Below are 20,666 nucleotides of genomic sequence, written 5' to 3' on the forward strand. Positions count from 1 at the left end.
AAAGGAGCGGCCACCGTCATGCAAGAGCCCAGCAAAACCCTTCTCCGCGCCGACATGCGCCAAAGGCGCCAGAGCCTGCCCCCCGAGACGGTGCTGGCGGACAGCGCACACATCCTCGAACGGCTGATGTCCGAGGACCGCATCCGGCTGGCCCGTTCCGTCATGCTCTACCTGCCCGCCCGAAACGAGGTCGACACCTGGCCCCTGCTCGACCACTTCTGGGCCCGCGGAAGCGAAGTCTTGCTGCCGCGCTGCTGCGACGGCCGGCCGGGCATCATGGAGGCCTTCGCCGTGTCCTCGCGGGCCGAGCTCGGCCCGGGCTGCTTCGGCCTGGTGGAACCCCTGCCCGAGGCGGCCCTGCGCGTGCCCGACCCGCAGCCCGAGGCCGTCCTGGTCCCGGCCCTGGCCTTCGACCGGCGCGGCTACCGCCTGGGCTTCGGCGGCGGCTACTACGACCGCTTCCTGCCCACCCTGACCTGCCGCCCCCTGCTCGTCGGCCCCGCCTACGCCTTCCAGCTCGTGGACACGCTTCCGACGGAGCCCTGGGACCATCCGGTCCACCTCGTCATCACCCCGGCGGAGACCCTCCGCACCCTCGCGGAGCCCCAGCCATGAGCATCGACCACATCGACTTCCGTTTCCCCGGCCTGGACAGGGTGCGCTGCATCTTCACCGCCAGAGGCGGCGGCCGCAGCGCCGGCCCCTGGGCGTCGGCCAACCTCTCCCTGGAGGTGGGTGACGACGAGGCCGCCGTGCGGGCCAACCGTCAGGAACTGCGCCGGAATCTGGGTCTGAATGTCTGGCAGGAGCTGCGGCAGGTGCACGGCCAGGCCATGCACTTCGACCTGGAGGACGACTTCATCGGGGGCGCGGTCCTGGAGGGGGACGGCCTGTGCACGAACAGGCCCGGACATGCCTTGGTCATGAAGACCGCAGACTGCCAGGCCCTGCTCATGGCGGACACGACAGGACGCCACGTGGCCGCCCTGCACTGCGGGTGGAGGGGTAACGCCGTCAATTTTCCAGCGACGGGCGTAGGCGCATTCTGCGGACGCTACAACCTTTCGCCCGCCGACGTGCTCGTTGTTCGCGGTCCTAGCCTGGGTCCGGGCCACAGTGACTTCGTCAATTTCGAGACCGAATGGGGGCCAACCTTCACCCCCTGGTTCAACCCCGCCACCCGCCGCATGGACCTCTGGGCCCTGACGCGCGACCAACTCGCCGCCGCCGGCGTCAGACCCGCCAACATCTTCTCCCTCGACATCTGCACCGCCTCGTCCCCGCAGTTCTTCTCCTACCGCAGGGACAAGATCACAGGCCGCCAGGCCGGCATCATCTGGATCGAATAGCCACGGTTTCGGAAAAAACGCCTCCGGCGGGCAGGGGGCACGTCCCCTGCCCGCCGCTCATCACTTTCTTTCCTCAATCCCTCTGTAACCGCTCAATCGCCCCCATCTTCCATGGTGGCAAATGATCTGCGATAAGGCATGAAGGAAAAATACCCTATTTTTTGCGCGGTTTGGGCTTGGGGAGGCTTGGGAGAAGGGATCGGTCCACGTGCTGCGGCATGAGCGCCCGCATGTCTTCCGTGGTCTGCGTTGCGGGGAAGCGTTCGAAGAGGAATTTCAGGTAGGCCTGGGGCTCGATCTCGTTGGCCTTGGCGGTTTCCACCAGGGAAAAGAGCATGGCGCTGGCGTCAGCGCCCTTGGGGGCGCCGGCAAAGAGCCAGTTTTTCCGACCCAGGGCCACGGGGCGGATGGCGTTCTCGGCCGCGTTGTTGTCGGGCGTGAGCAGGCCGCAGTCCACGTAGCGCACGACCCGGCGCCACTGGTTTCGGGCGTAGGTCATGGCCTGCCCGAGCAGGCTTTTGGGCGGGACGTGATCGATGCGCTCATCGAGGATGGTCCGTATCGCGTCGAGGATGGGTACAGCCAGTTCCCTGCGTTTGGCGACCTTTTCCTCCGGCTCCAGTTCTTTGATGTTGTGCTCGACCTTGTAGAGCAGGCCGATGAGATCCAGGATCTCCTTGGCCGTCCCGTGCATGATCTTTTTCGAGGTCGCCTTCTGGACGTCCATGAACTTACGACGGATGTGGGCCATGCAGCCGACATGGATGATGCCATCCGATTCACCGAGAGTCTGGTACCCGGAGTAGCCGTCGGTCTGGATGTAGCCCTTGTACTCGCCCAGATACTCTCTGGGGACGGAACCCGATCTGGACGGATCGTAACGATAGACCACGGTCGGCCGCTCGGGGTTGCCGCCACGGAAGAGCCACAGGTACGACGTCGAGGTATCGGATCGTCCAGGCTCCTTGAGGACTTGCAGGGTGGTTTCGTCCATGTTGATGACCGGGCCGGATCGGATCTCCGCCTGGAACAGTTCATGGAGCGGTTCCAGCGCCTTGGCCACGGCCATGGCCCATCCGGACATGGAATGGCGCGGAATGTCCACGCCCAGGCGGGCGAACTGCTTGGTCTGGCGGTAGAACGGCATGGCATCGACGAACTTTGCGGTGATGACCTGCGCCAGCAGGCTCGGCGTGGCGATGCCCTTGGGGATGATCTGCGGCGGCATGGGCGCAATGCGCACCACCGGCATGCCCTCCTCGCCGTCACAGGCCGGGCAGGCGTACTTGGGCCGGATATGGCGCTCGACCTGCATGATGGCCGGGACGTAGTCGAGCTTTTCGGAGACTTCTTCGCCGATGCGCTTCAGGCAGGTCCCGCAGGCGCAGACTTTCTGGTCCTCGGGCAAATCGTGAGTGATTTCGATGCGCGGCAGATTGTCCGGCAGGGGCTTACGTCCCCGCTTTGCTCTGGTGTGGGCCGGGACCTCGACGACGGGTACTTCTACCGGTTTCGCCTCTGCGATCCTGACGATGGGAAGCGGCAGAATGCCCTGGTAGAGGTCTTTGGATTTCTCGGACTTGGGAGCGTACAGGGCGGCCTGCAACAGGGCCACGCGGTCCTGGAGATGGTTAATCTGCTGGTAGCAGTCGCAGACCAGATGCTTGAGTTGCCCGACGTCGTCGGGAAGGTTTTCAATGTCTCCCATGCAAATGCATTTAGCAATAATGCATTGAAATAGCAAGGATTTTATTGCTAGAGAACCGATTTGTAGTATAGTCTTTGATGGGCTCCTTGCGGCGTCAGCGTGAGTCCATCAAGGAGCCAGCCGAGCTGCTGCGGGGTGACGTTCATGACCTCGGACACCCGCTCGGGCCAGCAGAAACGATGCTTCTCCAGGCGCTTGTACCAGAGACAGAATCCGTTGTGGTCCCAATACAGCACCTTGATGGCGTCGCGCCTGCGGTTGCAGAAGACGAAGAGGTGCCCGGAGAAAGGATCCAGATCAAGGATTCCCTGGACCATCATGCTCAGCCTGTCGATACCGGCCCGCATGTCCGTGGTGCCGGGAGCGAGATAGACCTTGGCCGCGGGCATCCTCAGCATCGGGGCTCCAGCACGGATAACAGCCGGGTCAGCGTGACCTCGTCGAAGTCGGCCGGGATATCGAGGGCGTAACGGGTGCCGACCATCAATCCGATGGACGGAGCCTTCGGTGCCAGGGTGAATGGGAGAGGGACGATTGCGGGCGGCAAGGCGGACACGTCCACTGATGCCGAGCGCGATTTACGCAGCCAGTACCGGAATGAGCTGAAATTCAGGCCGTGCGCCGTGCAATACGCGGCCTTGCTCATGCCGCTGTGCCGCCAATGCTCAACATGAGCGAGCCATCGGGCAGCGCGGTTCTGGCGGATGTGAGATTTCATAAGGACCTCCTTGGATTGAAGGTCCTTTATCTCATAGCTTGAAATTATTGGAAGATGGGCTTCGCTGAGCGCTTACATCCCTCTCGCATCGCCACAAGCGTTTCGTCGCGGGCCGGGCAAGGGCTGTCGGCTGTCCGACCGAGCCAGGCATCGTTTGCTTCCCGGCCGTCAATCGCCCAACGCACCGCACCCTGCCCAAAACTCAAGGCCGGGAAGCATTACGAGGCCCGCGAGGAAGTTCCGACAGACCTTGCCCGGCCCGCGACGAAACGCGTTTCCCGAAGTACACCATCGCCCAATAATTCTGGATCCCCGCCTTCGCGGGGATGACGCCCAGATGAGAAGTCGACAACTTACAGAGCCACATCCCCTGCACCCAGTTCGTCTCTTTCTTTCCTCAAACCCTTCCATACCACTCCAAGCGTTTCGTCGCGGGCCGGGCAAGGGCTGTCGGCTGTCCGACCGAGTCAGGCATCGTTTGCTTCCCGGCCGTCAAACGCCCAACGCACCGCACCCTGCCCAAAACTCAAGGCCGGGAAGCATTACGAGGCCCGCGAGGAAGTTCCGGCAGACCTTGCCCGGTCCGCGACGGAACGCGCTCCCCGCAAAAAAAACGCAGCCCCCTCGGATATCATCATCCTTGGGGGCTTCGAATTGAGCACCGCCGATCTCATCATCCCACGGCAATCGCCTAGCCTTTGCGGCTGACCACGCTGCTGCCCAGGGGGGTGACCATGGCGCCGTTGCGGTAGCCCGTGATGCGCTTGTTTTCCCGGCGCAGCTTCAAAAGCTCTTCCTTGAGGGACTGATGCAGCTTGCGCGCCTCGTGACGCAGCATGGCGTTCATGTCCCGGATCTGCTCCAGCTTGTCGAGAAACGCCTCGTCCTGCCTGGCCGACTCGTCGCTCACGTACATGCCGATGGCCTGCTCGCGTTCAAGGAGCACGGAACACAGGCGCTCCGTGTCCCGCTCCCCGATGCTGGCCAACTCTTCCCGGCACAGCCCCATGATGCGCTCGTAGCCTTCGCCTGCCTCAGCCATGGCTGTTCTTCTTGACCGAGGCCTTCACGGACTCGCGCAGCTGGGCCACGATGGCCTTGGTCTTTTCGACGAGGGGCAGGTACTCGTATTCCAGCAGGTCGGCCAGCAGAATCCAGTCCTCGTTCTCCTGGATCTCGATCATCTCCGAGAAGAGCGATGAGAGATCGCCCAGGGATTCTTCGAAATCCATCGACGAATCGGCCACGAATTCGTTTCTGAGCACGCCGACCATGTTCATGAAGTCGCGGTTGACCTCCAGCAGGTCCGAGTACAGCTCCAGGGCCTGTGCATCGTCGGCCTGCCGGAACAGGTCGGCGACCTGCCGTCCGGCCGTGGCCATGAGGGACACGACCTTGTAGAGTTCGCGGGTGATGCTCTGGGCCATCTCCGACGTGTGCACGGAGATGATCTCGACCCGGTCGATATACGAGGCTTCCATGTCCTCGGCCTGATGGGGATAGATCTCCGAAAAGGCCTCGTTGTTGACCAGGACGTCCGTCACGATGCGGCTCTGCATCGACGTGTCCGACATGATTTTTTCGATGATCTGTTCGAGGTTCTCGAAATTGTGGACCTCGAAGGGGGTACGCTGGCCGTCTACGATGATCATTGTGCTGTCCTCCGCAGTGACAGGGGATAATTTTTCCGGATGCCTAGGGGCTAATCAACATTCATGCCAGCGCGAGCCGACGTCCGAAGGCGGCCAGAAGTTCGCGGTAGGCCGCGCACTGGGCCAGAAAGGTCGGCATGTCCGCGGCCTGGTCCCGCGACTGGTATCGCCACATGGGATTGAGCACCCCCAGAGAGGGGCTGCCTGCAAAAATATCCTCGAGATTGCGGCAGTTGGCCAGGAATCTGGCCTTGACGGACGAATCCGGACGCAGGGCCAGCAGGCGCCCCTGCTCCTCCAGGAGGGTCAGCATGAGGGCGCAACGCTCCAGTTCCGCGGCGAGGCTGCGGCGGAAATCGGAGTCCCGGCCGGGCCAGGCCGGACAGGTTTCGTCCTGGCTCCGGTCAAGAAATTGACGATAGACGTCGCGCTGAATCCCGATCCAGAGGCTGCGGTCTTCGTGCCCATGCCCGGACAGGGAGACGAGGTCCATGTACCCCCGCCCGTCGCGGCGGGCCGTCCAGACCCTGGCGGGGAACCCGGCCGGAACCGTCCGGTCGCCGGACATGGCCGACGCCAGCAGTTCGCCGACGGCACCGCCGTCCACGGCCTCCCGGCAGGCCAGCCCGCGGGGGCAGCGCTCGCCGAAGGAGCACGGATGGCACGGCAGGTCCGGTTCCAGGCTGATGGAGCCTTCCAGATAGGGACCCGTGTCGAAGGGCTGAGCCGTGGCCAGGAAGATGGCGCAGACGGGCACGCCGAGGCCGGCTGCCAGGTGCATGGTGCCCGTGTCGTTGGTCAGCAGGAAGTCCATGCGCGAGAGGACCGCGGCCAGGGTCGGCAGGTCCGTGCGGCCCGTCAGGTCCGTGCAGGGGTAGTCGGCCAGTTCCGCGAAACGGCGCGCCAGGTGCCCTTCCGCCGCCGTGCCCAGGAGCACCGGCGTGCGGCCCGTACGCGACAGGATGACGCGCCCCGCGCGGACGAAGGCCTCCACGGGCCAGCGCCGATAGTCCTGGCTGGCGCCGAGCTGGAAGGCCACATGACCGCCGGGAGTGTCCGCCAAAAGATCGGCGGCCCGGGCCAGGGCTGCCTGGTCCGGAGCCCGCAACCGGAACTCGCCGGGCGCAAGGCCGGCCACGCGCTGGAAAAGGTCCACCAGATTGAAGGGGCTGCAGCCGCGATAGGTCGAGGCAGCCTGCAGGAAAACGGCCCACGGCGTGGAGTACTGCCCGAAGCCGTCGCGGTCCAGGCCGAAGCCCTGGACGTCGCCGCCATGGGAGGCGCGCCCGAGAAGGCGGGCCGCCAGGGTCGGCGTGAGGTTCAGGACGCTGTCCGGGGCGTCGGCCGCGGCCGAGTCCAGCCAGGCGCACAGCTCCGCTGCGGCCAGGGTCCAGTCCTGGTCCAGGCGCGCCAGAAGCCTGGCGCCCGGCAGCGGGCGGACGCCGTCGACGTCGCGCAGCAATGCCGCCGCGCCCTTGAAAGCGTCGAGGCAGACCAGGCTCGTTATGGACCCTCGACCCTTGAGCCCGCTGAAAACGGGCTGGGTCTGCAGAAGATCGCCGAACCGGGTCAGATTGATGACCTGGATGTGCATGCGAGAGGATCAAACAAAAGGCGTGCCAAGACATGTGCGCCCCTGCCCGGCTGCAGGAACGGCCCTACCCGGCCTCGTCCTTGTCCAGAATCTCGTTCTTGTAGGCTTCGAACCGGGACGCGGCCCGGATGGCCGTGCCGACGAAGGCCAGGAACGAGAAGAAGATGAGGGAGATGTTCAGGATCAGCCACCTGTCCTGGCGCAGGTCGCGGCCCATGAAATTCTGGTCGGGCACCAGGTAGTAGAATGCGGCAGACAGTGCGCCGGCCAGCACCAGGGCCGCGATTTCGAAGATGAGCAGGTATTTGCCCGAAAGCAACAGGAAGAGGATGCCGTTGCGCACGCCCTGCAGGAAGAGGAGCTTCTTTTCGAGGACGGCCAGCCCCTGCTCGGCCTCGCGCATGGCCTCGTGCCCCTGCCGGAACTTCTCGGGCACGTAGAGGTCCAGATGGCTGATGAGGCTGAGCTTCTCCCCGCAGGCGTTGAACAACTTGCTGAAGGACCCGAGCATCGACGGGAACGGGAACCAGGACGCCTCGCGCTGGATGGACTTGAGCCGCTCCAGGATGGTCTTGCGCCGGGCCGACAGTCCCTGAATGTCCTTCTTGACCCTGGCCTGGATGTCGGCGCGGATGACGATGGTGCCGCGCAAAAGCCTGGCCATGGAGGCGTAGTTGTTGACCCCGGCGTAGCTGTTCAGTTCCTCGATGCGCTCGTGGAAGGACTGGTAGGCGTCGTGGTCCACGGGCAGCCACTTGGCCAGGAGGTCCGGCAGATGCTCCACGGAGCCGATGACCTCGGCCGCCTTGGCACGGGCCTCGTCCCACACCTCCCACAGGTCGCCCAGCAGGTGGGAACGGCCCGACTCCAGTTCCGGGTCCAGCAGGACGACGCTGAAATAGTCCGGGTCGTCCCTGATCAGATCGCGGATCACGGCCTGGGCCTCGTTCAGATAGCCGGACTTGATGAGGCAGACGGCCTGCCGGTACCTGGCCCTGGTCAGGCCGGGAGACTCGTTGCAGGCCCGGCTGTAGAGCCGGATGGCCTCGCGGAAGTCGCCCGAAACCTCCCTCAGGCGGCCCTGCAGCACCTGAATGTAGGAACGCTGCAGCCCGGTGTAGGCCAGGCTTTCGGCCTCCTCCCAGAACCCTGCGGCGCGCTTGAACTCGTCGCGCTCCATGGCCATGAAGCCCAGCAGAATCCGGGGCTGGTAGTTCTTGGCGGACTTGAGCACGAAACGGTCGAGCTTCTCCATGGCGCGTTCCTGGTTCCCGGCCCGCATGCCGTCCAGGGCGTCGCGGAGGTCCTCGTCGACCTGGGGGCGCTGGTCCTCGATGCCGCGCGGCCACTCCTTGCCCCTGGCCTTCCAGACCATGGCCATCATGCGCAGCTGGCAGACCAGGTTGACCTCGAACAGGGCCTGCACCGTCAGGGCGTGATCGCCCTTTTCGGCCACGAGAGCCGTGAGCCCGCGCAGGACGTCGGGCGCGAGCTCCTTTTCCAGGGCCGTCATGACGCCCGGCAGGGCGTCGAGATCGATGCGCGCGAAGCGGGACATTTCGGACACGTGAACGTTGCCGGGCTGCAAGACCCTGGTCGGGCACTTGCGGGGGATGTGCGAACGCAGGCCGCAGTAGAAACACGGACTCTCTGAACCCGATACGAGGCTGGTCGGCAGAAAGACATTGAGACGGCCGTGTCTGCGGCCGCCCTTGCCCGACTGGAAGCGGACCTGGAAGAGGTCCGAAATCTTCGAGCTCTCCATGGACTGCCGCGAGTCTCCGGGGCTGATCCGCGGGTCCGCGATCTGAAAGATCGTGGACAGGGGCATATGCAGCGTGTTGGCTTCCAGGGGCTCCAGCATGTAGCGGACCTTGGAGGCGAAATCCGGCGAAAAGGACTGGTCCCCCGCCTCCACGGCCATGTACTGGCACGGCCACGGAGGGTGCTCCTTGTCCTCGAGCAGGGTCAAGAGCTCCTGCGTCAGGCGGGCCATGACGCGGGGAGACTGGACGCGCAGGACGATGTTCTGGTCCTCGGCGTGCAGATACGAAATCTTCAGTTGCGACAGGATGCTCTCGACCCGTTCGAAGTACCCGCGCCAGCCCTTGGAGAAGAGCTTGTCCTGGCGGACTCCCTGGGGGCGGATGACCCACAGCCAGCTCATGCTGAAGGACACGCTGACCTGGTCGTTGGCGTCCAGCTCGAACCAGTCCCCGGCAAGGCCGTCGGGGTTCTGGACGTGCTTGAAGGACAGGCCGGCCAAGCTGCGCCCCACCTCCCGCAGACGGGCGCTGACGCGAACCGTGAGGCGCTTGGGGAACTCCGCGCAGAGGCGCTGCAGCTCGGATTTGACCTTGAGGGACTGCTCCAGATGCTCGTCCACGACCAGGCTGGCCTCGAAGACCGTGATGGCCGTGGCCATGGGGTGCAGCCGGGCCCAGTTGTGCAGGCGGGCCAGGCCGAGCATGACCTCCGGGGCCGGGAAGAACCACAGGGACTGCGTACTCTCCGTCGCCAGGGACCAGCCCCCGATGTCCGTCAGGGACTGGAAGAAGCTGACGGGCACGGCCTGGGCATGCACGAGCCAGCAGGCATAGCCGTTGCAGAGAAGCCGCGGCTTCACGTTCTTCGTGACCCTGGTCAGCAGGGATTCGATGCAGGTCATGCGCTCCTCCGGCTGCGTGGACTGCGAGGACGGTTCATTCGGATACACTCCATGGGCCAACATGACACGCGGCCCCGCCGAGCGCAACCCGTGGCGAACCATTGCGGCTTGACGGCGGAAGGCGCTTTTCCTAGTCAAAAACCCTGACCGCAACACCCCCCATGCAAGGAACGCGCATGTTTTCTCAATTCTTTTGCAACGACCGCCTGGCCATGCTGCATCGACTGGTGGACCTGGCCCTGGAGGAGGACGGGCGGGACCTGACCTCCGAAGCCCTTTTCCCGTCGGCGTCGATGCTCCAGGCATCCATCGTGGCCAAGGAGGACGCCGTGATGGCGGGCCTGCCCCTCATCTCCGTGGTGCTGGGGCGCATGGGCTGCGCCGACCCTGTCGTGACCCTGCTGGCGTCCGACGGCGACACGGTCGAAAGCGGCCGGGAAGTGGCCCGCATCCTGGCCCCGGCATCGATCTTGCTCAAGGCCGAACGGGTCATCATGAACTTCGTCTGCCACCTCTCGGGCGTGGCCTGCGCGACGCGGCGCTTCGTGCAGGCCGTCGAAGGCACGGGAGTGCGGGTTCTGGACACGCGCAAGACCACGCCCGGACAGCGCTACCTGGAAAAGTACGCGGTGCGCATGGGCGGAGGGCACAACCACCGGGCCAACCTCGAAGAGATGCTCATGCTCAAGGACAACCACATCGACCAGGCCGGCTCCATCACCGAGGCCGTGCGCAGGGTGCGGGCGGCCTACGCCGTCTGCCCGCCCCTGGAGATCGAGTGCCGGACCCTCGACGACGTGCGCGAGGCCGTGGCCCTGGCCCCGGAGCGCATCATGCTCGACAACATGCCGCCCGACATGGCCGCCCGGGCCCTGGCCCTCGTCCCGGCGCACATCGAGTCCGAGATCAGCGGCAACGTGACGCTTTCGAACATCAGGACCCTGGCCGAACTCCGGCCGACCTTCATTTCCACCGGCGCCATCACCCACTCCGCACCCGTGGCGGACTTTTCCATGCGCCTGACATCAACCCACAGGGGGCACGCATGACGCCGACCCGGACCATCACCGCACGCAAGGAAGCGCTGGGCACGAAGCTCTGCATCCTGGCCCACCACTACCAGGCCGACGACGTGGTCCGCCACGCGGACATCCTGGGCGACTCCCTCGAACTGGCCCGACGCATAGACGGCCTGGACGCCGAGCACATCGTCTTCTGCGGCGTGCACTTCATGGCCGAGACCGCGGCCATCCTGGCCAGACCAGGGCAGAAGGTGCACATCCCCGACGAAAACGCCAGCTGCGTCATGGCCGACATGGTGCCCGCGGCCCTGGCGGAGAAGGTCCTGACGGCCCTCAACCGGGACGGGGCGCGCATCATCCCCCTGACCTACGTCAACTCCTCGGCCGCCGTGAAGGCCGTCTGCGGCAGGCACGGCGGCAGCGTCTGCACGTCGGCCAACGCCAAGACCATGATGAACTGGGCCCTGGGCCAGGGCGACGGCGTGCTGTTCATGCCCGACGCCAATCTCGGACGGAACACGGCGCGCGCCCTGGGCATCGACCCTGCCCGGACCATGCGCCTCGACATCCGCGGCCAGGGACGCTTCGTGCCGGCCGCCGACCCGTCGACGAGCATCTACCTCTGGCCCGGCCTGTGCGCCGTCCACGCCCTGTTCCACACCGAACACGTCTCGGCCATCCGCCGCGACGAGCCCGGCGCCCTGGTCCTGGTCCACCCCGAATGCAGCCCCGAGGTCGTGACCATGGCCGACGGCGCGGGCTCGACCTCCTACCTCATCAAGGCCGTGGCCGAGGCCCCGGCCGGCAGTACCATCTACGTCGGCACCGAGTGGAATCTGGTCAACCGCCTGGCGCTGCGCCACACCGACAGGACCGTCCGTCCGCTGCGCACGGCCCTGTGCTCGAACATGGCCAAGATCACCGAAGAAAACCTGGCCCGCACTCTCACGGCCCTGGACACGGCCAAGCCCGTGCGGGTCGACGACGACATCGCCCAGCCCGCGCGCATAGCCCTGCAGCGCATGCTCGACGCCTGCCGATAGGACATATGTCATGACATCCTCTCGCATGAAAACCGAGGTCCTGGTCATCGGATCGGGCATCGCCGGCTGCACCGCGGCCCTGTGCCTGGCCGACAAGGGACGCGAAGTGACCCTGCTCTCTTCCGGCTCCACCCTCGACAACGGCAACACCGCCCTGGCCCAGGGCGGCATCATCTACAAAAACCCCGAGGAAACGCCGGAACAGCTGGCGCGGGACATCACCAAGGCCGGGTGGGAGTTCAACTACGCCGACGCCGTCAGCCATCTCTGCGATGAAGGGCCGCGGGCGGTGGAGCGCATTCTCCTGGAGCGCGTGCAGGTGCCCTTCGACCGCACCGAGAACGGCGACTTCTACCTGACCCGGGAAGGCGGCCACTCCGTGCACCGCATCCTGACCTGCGCCGACTACACGGGCCGGGCCATCCAGGACAGCCTGGTCAAGGCCGTGCTGGCCCACCCCAACATCCGGGTCCTGTTCCGCCGCACGGCCATCGACCTGCTGGCCACCCGCCACCACTCCACAAAACTCGAATACCGCTACCAACTGAACAACCAGTGCGTCGGGGCCTACGTCTTCAACGGCGAGACGGGCGAGCCAAACACCATCCTGGCCGACTTCACGGTCCTGTGCACCGGAGGCCTGGGGCAGATCTTCCTGCACACGACCAACACGTCCTCGTCCATCGGCTCTGGCATGGCCATGGCCCACCGCGCCGGGGCCACGGTCATGAACCTGGAGTACATCCAGTTCCACCCCACGGCCCTCTTCCACCGTTCGGACCGCAAGTTCCTCATTTCCGAGGCTGTGCGCGGCGAGGGCGCCAGGCTCTTCAACGTCAAGGGCGAGCGCTTCATGGCCCGCTACGACGAGCGCATGGAACTGGCCCCACGCGACATCGTGGCCCGGGCCATCGTCGACGAGATGCTGAAAAGCGGGGAGGACTGCGTCTTCCTGGACGCTGCCAACTTCGTGGATCAGAACCTGCGCAAGCGCTTCCCGACCATCTACGCCAAGTGCAAGGAAATCGGCATCGACATGTCCAAGGACCCCATCCCGGTGGTCCCGGCGGCGCATTATTCCTGCGGCGGCGTGCTGGTGGACAGGCGCGGACGCAGCACCCTGGAGGCGCTGTACGCGGCGGGCGAGATCGCCTGCACGGGCGTGCACGGGGCCAACCGCCTGGCCTCGACCTCGCTGCTGGAAGGGGTGTTGTGGGGGATGAGCGCGGCCGACGACATCAACCAGCGCTATGCGGAAAATTCGTGCGCCCTGTGCCAGCGCCTGCAGGACTCCATCGCGGACTGGATCACCTCCGGTAAGACCGAGATGGAGGACCCGGCCCTCATCAACCAGGACTGGGCCACCATCCGCAGCACCATGTGGAACTACATGGGCATCGTGCGCACCACGCCGCGCCTGGAACGCGCCTTCGAGGACCTGCGCAACCTGAACAAGAGGCTGCACACCTTCTATCGCTCCATCCGCGTATGCAAGGAATCCGTGGACCTCTTCCACGGCTGCCAGACGGCCTACATCGTGACCACGGCGGCGCTGCGCAACAAGACCACGCGCGGCTGCCACTACCGCAAGGATTAACGGGCCGTTTTTCAACGACCTGCTCATCCTGAATTTTCAACAGTCGGCTGGACGGGACCGGGAGAATCAGAGGGGGTTGGAACGCGCTTCCACGACCAGCCGGCGAAAGGCGGCCGCCCCCTCCCCCGCGTCCATGGCGGCCACTTCCGCGCCCCTGACCTGCAGCCAGGCCACCAACAGCCCCAGACCGACCAGATTGCGCTGGATGAACACGTCCTCCACGCCGCTGCGCACGGCCGTCAGATAGTTGCCCCGCGAATCCACCGCGAACCCCTCCGCCTCCAGGATGGCACGGACAGTCTCGACCAGCCGGACCCGCTCCCTGGCGCCCGGCCCGCCGAACATGCAGCGGAACTGGATATAACCTGGGGTTTCGTCCTCACACCGGCACTCCACGACATACAGATTCTGCTCCAGCCGCAGGGTGCAGTGCATGAAGCACTGGGCCAGGACCGCGTAGCTGCTGTAGTGCGGCATGGCCGAGGCCTCGCCGTGCGGGGCTTCGCCGTGCTCGGACACGGGCCAGGTCACGACCGGGTTGACGAGGCCCATAAGGAAGGACCAGGCCGGGATGGAACGCACGTCCTCCATGGAGATGACCGCCCGTTCCGCAGCCGTGGGAAAAAGGCCGCCTCCGAGGTTGAAGGAGTTGATGACGACCGGAATCTCCAGACGCATCTGCTTGATGCCGCTCAGGCCGCGCGCAGGCTCGCCGGCGAAGGCGAAAATCTGGGACAGTCCGCGTTCCAGGCAAAGGCAGACCAGATCGTGCAGGGAACGGCACTGTTCGGGCCGCAGAGCCTCGCCCTGGGCGCGGAAGACATGCAGCTGGCTGATTCGCGGGACGATCTGCCCCACACGGCGCAACAGGGCCCCGGCGTCCGGCTTCCCCCGCCACAGATCGCAGGCTTTCGCCGCATCCTTTCCGCCCGGATAGACCAGCACCGTCAGGGGGTGCTCCTCGTCAGCCAGGCCGAGCCCAAGGCGCAGGGTCAGGGACGACGGCGAGAATTTGCAGCACACCGCACCGATCCAGGCCGTGAAAAAGTCGGCCGCACGCACCCCGCTCTGCCTGCCGATGAGCACCGCATCCTCGCCGCTGCCGACCAGCACCAGCACGTCCAGCAGTTCACCCCCCGTGGTCAGCTCCGTGGCCTCGATCTCCAGTTCCGCGCGCAGGCGTTCGGGCAGTCTTGCGGACAGGAGCATGGACACGAGCTTTTCGCTCACGGCCTCGACCAGGGCCTCGTCGGAAAGGTCGAGCTGGCGCAGCAGCGCGTCGAGTCGCGGACGCAGGTCGTTGGCCTCGACGAGATACTGGTACAGGGCGGGCGTAATGACGAGCCCGGACTCGCCGACCGCATCGGGCAGATGCATGCGGACCCAGGCCAGCGGATGCCCCGGACGGACGCCGGCAATGGCTTCGAGATAGGGAGGGGTCGCGGCGATGGCCGCATGTTCCGTGGACATCCTGGCGTAGAAGGCGAGCTTGGTGAACCAGTCGTGCGCATCCATGAACTCAACGGGATTCATGGCCTGCAGGAGGTCCACCAGGGCCCGGATCTGTCCGTTCAGGCTCCCGACCAGTTTCGACACACGACACCAGTCTATGACCGAAATTCCTGCGGATAATTCCTCGAAGCGGGCCAGAAGTTCGAAGCAGATTTCCGTTTTGCGGTGCAGCTGCCGGAAGGCGTTGTATTTCTGCCTAGGGATCGATCCCGGGGCAAAGGATTCGAACGTCCAGTGGGTGAATAGCCGGGAATCGTCCATGGGGCTCCTTGAGCTTTGCGATGCGCCTTCTGGGTTAGCGGATGGTCGGCGCCCAGAGAGCCGCATAGATCATTCTCATGCGCAAGAAAAGCCTCAGCCCCGAAGATCGGGACTATGCAGAGGCTTCCAGGAGGATACGGGACCGACGGTAGCGCCTCCAGGCGTAACCCCAGCAAAACCGGACAAGGATGTAGGCAGGGATGAAATAGAAAGGATAGAATACGGAGTCGCCGAGTCCGGGAACGGAAAACGGCAGGTCCAGAGGCACGCCTCGGAAGCGCAGATCGAGCCAGCCCAGAGCCCCAACGGCCGGGCACAGCGAAGCGGTGACTTTCCCCACCCCGAGGGCCATGGCGTGCCCGTAAGCGTCCTTGGCCAGCCTGTTCTGGGCGATGTAGGCCGTCTTGTCGTGAACCTGCAATGCCTGCATGGCCAGTTCAGAACGACGCGCCGCTTCGGACTGGTGCTTGTGCATGACGGAATGCTGCATCCGGCCCATCACGGACATGAGGACATGCCCGATGGCCACGCTCTGCAGCGCCAAGGCGAAAATGCCGAAGAAAAAACCTGCTTCCGAGGAATCGAACCAGCGGAAGGGAGCGATGAGCCAGGCGTCTAAACCGGAGATGATGAGTTCGAGCATAAGATGAAAAAAGCTCCCCCGGAAGGCCGGGGGAGCTTCGTGATCGGAGTTATACGCCGGGCAGCTTGATGCCGAAGAAGCCGGCCAGGAAGTAGCCGACACCCACGTAGAGGGCCAGAACGATGAAGAGGCGCTTGAGCATGATGTCGGAGAAGTACTGCGTCGTGCGCGGGCCGATGATGGAACCGATGGTGATGCCCACCAGTTCGGTGCCGATCAGGACCCAGTCGATCGGCACGCCCTTGGTCATAAGGGTCAGGATACTGGTGATCATGCTGATCAGGACGGCCAGGGCGGACGTGCCGGCGGCCAGGTACATGGGCAGCTGGGTCACGCTGGTCAGGAAGGGCACCAGCAGGAAGCCGCCGCCGACACCCAGGAAGGCCGCCACTGCGGCGATGACGATGCCGCCAAGGAAGGGGATCAGGGGGTTGAACTTGAAGGGGACGCCGAAGAAGGTGAAGGAACAGACGAAGGGCGTGAACTGTTCGATCTTCAGACCGGCGTTGAGGTCGACCTTTTCGCCGCTGCGCATCTTCTTGGCGTTGTCCTCGAAGGCCTTGGCCGCGGCCTTGGCGGTCTTCTTGCTGGCCTGGCCGGCGGGGGAGGTTTCATAGATCAGGTACGCGCCCAGAGCCAGGACGAAGAGACCGAAGTAGCCCTGGTAGGACTTGAAATCGAGCTTGCCGGCGGACAGGGTGGCGGCGCCGAAGGCGCCCAGGAGGGAACCCAGGCCGAGGCTGATAGCCAGGGGCAGGACCAGGCGCTTCATCTTCAGATAGTTGATGGAGCTGATCAGGGCGGAGGTACCGACCAGGAACTGGTTCGAGGCCTTGATGGAGTCGGTCATGGTCTTGCCGAGGTCCGGGGCGGTCTTCTTGAAGGCGCCGGCATACTCGCCGAAGCCGAACACGCTCATGTGGCCGACGCCGGCCATGACGCCGCCGAAGGCGCCGACGGTGGAGAAGATCCAGCCTACCCACACCGCCCAGAGAAGAGCGACGACGACGCTGACGTTGGGCGCGCCGGGAATGCCCAGGAAGCCGGCGGGCTTGGCCGGGTCGATCTGACCCTTTTCGGTGCCCACGGGGGCCTTGGCGATGGCCTGCTGCAGCTTGTTGCCGGCAGGAGCGGCGGCCGTGGTCGCTTCGGCGGCAGGGGCGGCGGCCGGAGCGGCGGCCGGTTCGGCAGCCTTGGGAGCCTCTGCGGCCGGTGTGGCGGCCTGTTCGACAGCCGCGGGCGCGGCCTGCGGGGCGGAAGCGTTGTCCTGGGCCCACAGGGGCGCGGATACGCACGCCAGAGCGACAAGTGCGGTTACGATCATGACATAAAAACGTTTCATAAAACCTCCCTTTCTCTCCCGTTGTACAAAAATGTGGTTCAGACCGAAAATTTTCCTCGCCATCGTCGACAGTGCGCCTTTGGAGACGAAAACATGCAAAAATTGTTAGCCCCCTCTACCACCACTCCGGAAAAATTGGCAACTTTCGCGTGCCGATAACGGCACTTGCACCTTTTGTCACATTTTTCACCAAATGAAGGATCAGATTCCTGTCATTTTGACCATCACATAGTTATAAATTTCACAATATACGCCGTCACACTCCGCCCTTTTCGTTCAAAACCGGTGCAAAAACATTGTAACAGCCCGTTTTTTTACAAAAAAAAGCGCTCCGAAGAGCGCCTTGAATACGATGAAGCCGAAGCGGACTCAGGCTGCAGCGGCCTTGGGAGCATCCTCCACGTCGATGCGCGGCTTGAAGAAGCCAAGCACGGGGGCGGCGACATAGATGGAAGAGTAGGTTCCGGCCAGGACGCCCAGCAGCATACACAGGGCGAAGTCGTGGATCACGCCTCCACCGAAGATGTAGAGGGCCAGGACAGCCAGGAAGGTCGTGCCCGAGGTAATGATGGTCCGGGACAGGGTCTGGTTCACGGAACGGTTGATGACCGTATCCAGCGAGGGCGCAACCTTGGCCCGCAGGTTTTCGCGGATACGGTCGTAGACGATGATGGTATCGTTCAGGGAGTAGCCGACGATGGTCAGGAGCGCCGCGATGATGGTCAGATCGACGTCCTTGTTCATGAGGGAGAAGAACCCCAGCGGAATCATGACGTCGTGGATGAGGGCGACCATGGCGCCCAGGGCGTACTTGAGCCGCAGCACCACGCACAGCACCAGCGTGGCGACGGTGGCCGCGATGACGGACATGCTCGTGGGTGCGTTCAGCAGGTCGAGGACATAGACCACCGCGGAAAGCCCGGCGGCCATGAAGCCGGCGACCATCCACTTCTGCTCGAAGCGTCCGGAAATGTAGGTCGCGATGAGCAGTACGGCGTAGAAGATGGCCTGCAGCGCCTTCTCTCGCAGGTCGGCGCCGACCTTGGGCCCGACCATTTCCAGACGCTGGATCTCGTGCGCTCCGGCTCCGAACTGGGCGTCGAGTCCGGCGGAAACCGCGTCGCGGACCTGATTAGTCGACTGGTCGGCGAAGGAGACGCGCAGCAGCACCTCGTGGTCGGCGGCGTCGCCGAAGTCCTGCACAACGAGACCGGGCAGAACAGGGCTGTTGAGCGCCGTGCGGATCTTGTCGAGTTCGGCATCCTGGGTGAAGCGCACCTGGACGTTGAAACCACCTGCGAAGTCGATGCCGTACTGCGGCCCGCCCTTGAAAAGCAGGGACAGCGTACCGGCGATGAGCAGCACCGCGGAGAGGATGTAGGCGTATTTGCGTAGCCCGACGAAATCTACATTCGTGTCGTGTCTGATCAGTTCAAAGGACATGGTCGGCTCCTTAAATGCTCGGTTGGGTTCCGGGCTGCCTTCTGGCCAGCCAGGCGTCGAAGAAGATGCGGGACACGAAGATCGCCGTGAACATGGACGCCAGGATGCCAAGCGTCAGGGTCACGGCGAAGCCGCGCACGGGCCCGGTGCCGAACTGGTACAGGATGACGGCGGCGATGACCGTGGTCAGGTTGGAATCGAGGATGGTCACGGTCGCACGGGAAAAGCCGTTGCCAATGGCCGACACCACGGATTCGCCGTGGCGCAGTTCCTCGCGGATGCGTTCGTAGATGAGCACGTTGGCGTCCACGGCCATGCCCAGCGTCAGGATGATGCCGGCGATGCCAGGCAGGGTCAGGGTCGCGCCGAAAGCGGCCAGCCCGGCCAGGATCAGCATGATGTCGAGGACGACCTCGAAGGCCGCGATAAGTCCGGCCTTGCGGTAGTAGACCGACATAAAGACAACCACGAACACGCCGCCGATCAGCGCGGCGATCATGCCGGCGTCGATGGATTCCTGCCCGAGGGAAGGACCGACCGTCCGTTCCTCGAGGATGGTCACGGGCGCAGGGAGGGAGCCGGCCCGCAGGACGACCGCCAGGTCGTGGGCCTCTTCGGTCGTGAAGTGGCCGGTGATGGAGGCGCGGCCGCCGCCGATGCGGTCCTGGATGACCGGGGCGGAGTGGACCGTGCCGTCGAGCACGATGGCCAGGCGCTTCTTGACGTTGGCAGCGGTCACGTCCTCGAAGATGCGGGCCCCGCGGGCGTTGAAATTCATGCCGACATAGGCCTGCCCGTAGGAATCGAACTGCACGTTGGCGTCGGTGATGTACTCGCCCGTGAGCACGACCTCGGACTTGAGGACGATGGGGGTCTTGACCTCCGCACCGCCGCGCTTGTCGACGAGATAGGCCAGTTCGCTCTCGGCGGGCACCTTGCCGGCCACGGCGGCCTGGACGTCGGCACCCTCGTCGACCAGCTTGAATTCGAGATGGGCTGTGCGGCCGATGATGTTGATGGCCCGCTTGGGGTCGTCGAGGCCAGGCAACTGGACGATGATGCGGTTGTCCTGCTGCTTGCGGATGTCGGGCTCGGCCACGCCGAACTGGTCGATGCGGTTGCGTATGGTCTTGAGGGCCTGATCCATGGTCAGATCCTCGAGATATTTGATGTACTTCTCCGAGGCCGTCAGCACGTAGCGCATCTGACCGTTGCCTGAGTCCTCGCGCGTGGTCACATCGAAGCTGCCGAAGCGCGCCTTGAGCAGGTCGTCGATCTCAGGCTGCTGCTCCTTCTTGACCAGGGTGAACTCCAGCTGGCGCGTGCCCAGCAGGCGAGGCCTCAGGACCAGCACCTTTTTTTCGCGGGCCTCGACCCTCAAATCCTGGCCGGCGCTGGTGATGGCGTTGGCCAGGGCGGTGTCGAGATCCACGCCCAGGGTCAGATGGATGCCGCCCTTGAGGTCCAGACCGAGGTTGATTTCTTCGGACGGCAGCACGGCCCCCAGCGAAGAAGTGCGAATCGAAGGAATGGACGGCAGGACGTAAATCAAGGCCACCACAATCACGAACGCGGCAAGCAATGCCCTCCAGCGCAAACTACCCATGAGCGTCATCCTTATCCAAGGCAAACAGGTTAGGGGTGTCGTCAACAAAAAGCACGCACCGGGGGCGAAACCTCCGGCAACGCGTACAAAACAAGGCCTGTTCCCGGTTGCGGAAACAGGCCTGCCTTAGCGTATGACGTGCCAAAAGGCTACTTTTTCTTGTCCTTGGCCTTGGCGGCGTCGGCGGTGATCACGGCCGAGATGAAGGCGCGGCCGACCTGCACCTGCATGTCGTTGCCCAGATCCAAGGTCAGTATCTCGTCCTTGGCCTCCACCACCCGGCCGTACAGGCCACCGGCGGTGATGACGCGGTCGCCGCGCGACAGGTTGTCGAGCATCTGCTTGTGTTCCTTCTGCTTCTTCTGCTGCGGGCGGATGAGCAGGAAGTAGAAGATGACGAACATGAGGATGAGGGGCATGAAGGTCATGAGGGGCCCGCCGGGCTGGCCTCCGGCCGCGGGAGCCTGTCCCATGGCGTGGGCGATACTTTCAAAAAACATGATGTTTC

The 20,666-nt window shown here is 64.4% G+C and carries 18 protein-coding genes; 5 read left to right on the plus strand and 13 right to left on the minus strand.

Going from position 1 to position 20,666, the window contains the following annotated elements; genetic code table 11:
• The first annotated feature begins 18 nt into the window (after nt 1-18).
• Together ACYQ3G_RS00650 and ACYQ3G_RS00655 are read left to right on the plus strand one after the other, a co-directional pair.
• On the plus strand, nt 19-615 hold the full coding sequence (locus tag ACYQ3G_RS00650; RefSeq protein WP_459821394.1) for a 5-formyltetrahydrofolate cyclo-ligase: 597 nt from the start codon (nt 19-21) through the stop codon (nt 613-615).
• Complete coding sequence (locus ACYQ3G_RS00655; protein WP_459821396.1) at nt 612-1,349, plus strand: purine nucleoside phosphorylase YfiH/LACC1 family protein; 738 nt, start codon at nt 612-614, stop codon at nt 1,347-1,349. The genes ACYQ3G_RS00650 and ACYQ3G_RS00655 overlap by 4 nt, the downstream gene beginning before the upstream one ends.
• Before the next feature lie 154 nt (nt 1,350-1,503).
• Here the strand turns inward: ACYQ3G_RS00655 and tnpC are convergent, their stop codons facing one another.
• The 7 genes from tnpC to ACYQ3G_RS00690 all read right to left on the minus strand — a co-directional run bounded on the left by tnpC (nt 1,504) and on the right by ACYQ3G_RS00690 (nt 9,689).
• The gene (gene tnpC, locus ACYQ3G_RS00660) at nt 1,504-3,057 is read right to left on the minus strand and encodes an IS66 family transposase (protein WP_459821398.1); all 1,554 of its coding nucleotides are present in this window, start codon (nt 3,055-3,057) and stop codon (nt 1,504-1,506) included.
• Between the two features lie 47 nt (nt 3,058-3,104).
• Entirely contained in the window at nt 3,105-3,455 is a 351-nt protein-coding gene (gene tnpB / locus ACYQ3G_RS00665) for an IS66 family insertion sequence element accessory protein TnpB (protein WP_459821400.1), read from the minus strand.
• Nucleotides 3,449-3,775, minus strand: coding sequence for an IS66 family insertion sequence element accessory protein TnpA (gene tnpA / locus ACYQ3G_RS00670; protein ID WP_459821402.1), 327 nt, complete (start codon nt 3,773-3,775; stop codon nt 3,449-3,451). The genes tnpB and tnpA overlap by 7 nt, the downstream gene beginning before the upstream one ends.
• A 691-nt stretch (nt 3,776-4,466) precedes the next feature.
• A complete protein-coding gene (locus ACYQ3G_RS00675) occupies nt 4,467-4,817 on the minus strand; it encodes a hypothetical protein (protein WP_459821404.1) in 351 nt (116 codons plus the stop codon).
• On the minus strand, nt 4,810-5,427 hold the full coding sequence (locus ACYQ3G_RS00680) for a DUF8043 domain-containing protein (protein ID WP_459821406.1): 618 nt from the start codon (nt 5,425-5,427) through the stop codon (nt 4,810-4,812). Before ACYQ3G_RS00680 ends, ACYQ3G_RS00675 begins: the two co-directional genes overlap by 8 nt.
• 61 nt (nt 5,428-5,488) lie before the next feature.
• Complete coding sequence (locus tag ACYQ3G_RS00685; protein ID WP_459821408.1) at nt 5,489-7,021, minus strand: glycosyltransferase family 9 protein; 1,533 nt, start codon at nt 7,019-7,021, stop codon at nt 5,489-5,491.
• 64 nt (nt 7,022-7,085) lie between these two features.
• Nucleotides 7,086-9,689 carry a tetratricopeptide repeat protein gene (locus ACYQ3G_RS00690; protein WP_459821410.1) on the minus strand — a complete coding sequence of 868 codons (2,604 nt, stop codon included), beginning with the start codon at nt 9,687-9,689 and terminating at the stop codon, nt 7,086-7,088.
• Between the two features lie 176 nt (nt 9,690-9,865).
• Between ACYQ3G_RS00690 and nadC the strand changes: the two genes are divergently transcribed.
• Genes nadC through nadB form a run of 3 tightly spaced genes read left to right on the plus strand, consistent with a single transcriptional unit; the run spans nt 9,866 to nt 13,351 of the window.
• Nucleotides 9,866-10,738 (plus strand): carboxylating nicotinate-nucleotide diphosphorylase, encoded by an 873-nt coding sequence (gene nadC, locus ACYQ3G_RS00695; protein WP_459821412.1) that lies wholly within the window; start codon nt 9,866-9,868, stop codon nt 10,736-10,738.
• Nucleotides 10,735-11,754, plus strand: coding sequence for a quinolinate synthase NadA (gene nadA, locus ACYQ3G_RS00700; protein WP_459821414.1), 1,020 nt, complete (start codon nt 10,735-10,737; stop codon nt 11,752-11,754). Before nadC ends, nadA begins: the two co-directional genes overlap by 4 nt.
• Before the next feature lie 10 nt (nt 11,755-11,764).
• Complete coding sequence (gene nadB / locus ACYQ3G_RS00705) at nt 11,765-13,351, plus strand: L-aspartate oxidase (RefSeq protein ID WP_459821416.1); 1,587 nt, start codon at nt 11,765-11,767, stop codon at nt 13,349-13,351.
• Nucleotides 13,352-13,417: 66 nt separating this feature from the next.
• Here the strand turns inward: nadB and ACYQ3G_RS00710 are convergent, their stop codons facing one another.
• The 6 genes from ACYQ3G_RS00710 to yajC all read right to left on the minus strand — a co-directional run bounded on the left by ACYQ3G_RS00710 (nt 13,418) and on the right by yajC (nt 20,658).
• Nucleotides 13,418-15,124 carry a PEP/pyruvate-binding domain-containing protein gene (locus ACYQ3G_RS00710; protein WP_459821418.1) on the minus strand — a complete coding sequence of 569 codons (1,707 nt, stop codon included), beginning with the start codon at nt 15,122-15,124 and terminating at the stop codon, nt 13,418-13,420.
• A 112-nt stretch (nt 15,125-15,236) separates the two neighbouring features.
• On the minus strand, nt 15,237-15,767 hold the full coding sequence (locus ACYQ3G_RS00715) for a hypothetical protein (RefSeq protein ID WP_459821420.1): 531 nt from the start codon (nt 15,765-15,767) through the stop codon (nt 15,237-15,239).
• A gap of 49 nt (nt 15,768-15,816) precedes the next feature.
• Nucleotides 15,817-17,109: a sulfite exporter TauE/SafE family protein gene (locus ACYQ3G_RS00720; RefSeq protein WP_459821422.1), complete on the minus strand. Its 1,293-nt coding sequence runs from the start codon at nt 17,107-17,109 to the stop codon at nt 15,817-15,819.
• A 369-nt stretch (nt 17,110-17,478) separates the two neighbouring features.
• Complete coding sequence (secF, locus tag ACYQ3G_RS00725; RefSeq protein ID WP_028577671.1) at nt 17,479-18,552, minus strand: protein translocase subunit SecF; 1,074 nt, start codon at nt 18,550-18,552, stop codon at nt 17,479-17,481.
• A 10-nt stretch (nt 18,553-18,562) separates the two neighbouring features.
• Entirely contained in the window at nt 18,563-20,158 is a 1,596-nt protein-coding gene (gene secD / locus ACYQ3G_RS00730) for a protein translocase subunit SecD (RefSeq protein WP_459821424.1), read from the minus strand.
• Between the two features lie 149 nt (nt 20,159-20,307).
• Nucleotides 20,308-20,658 (minus strand): preprotein translocase subunit YajC, encoded by a 351-nt coding sequence (yajC, locus tag ACYQ3G_RS00735; protein ID WP_459821426.1) that lies wholly within the window; start codon nt 20,656-20,658, stop codon nt 20,308-20,310.
• Between the last annotated feature and the right edge of the window lie 8 nt (nt 20,659-20,666).

This window comes from Desulfomicrobium salsuginis (assembly GCF_054657795.1).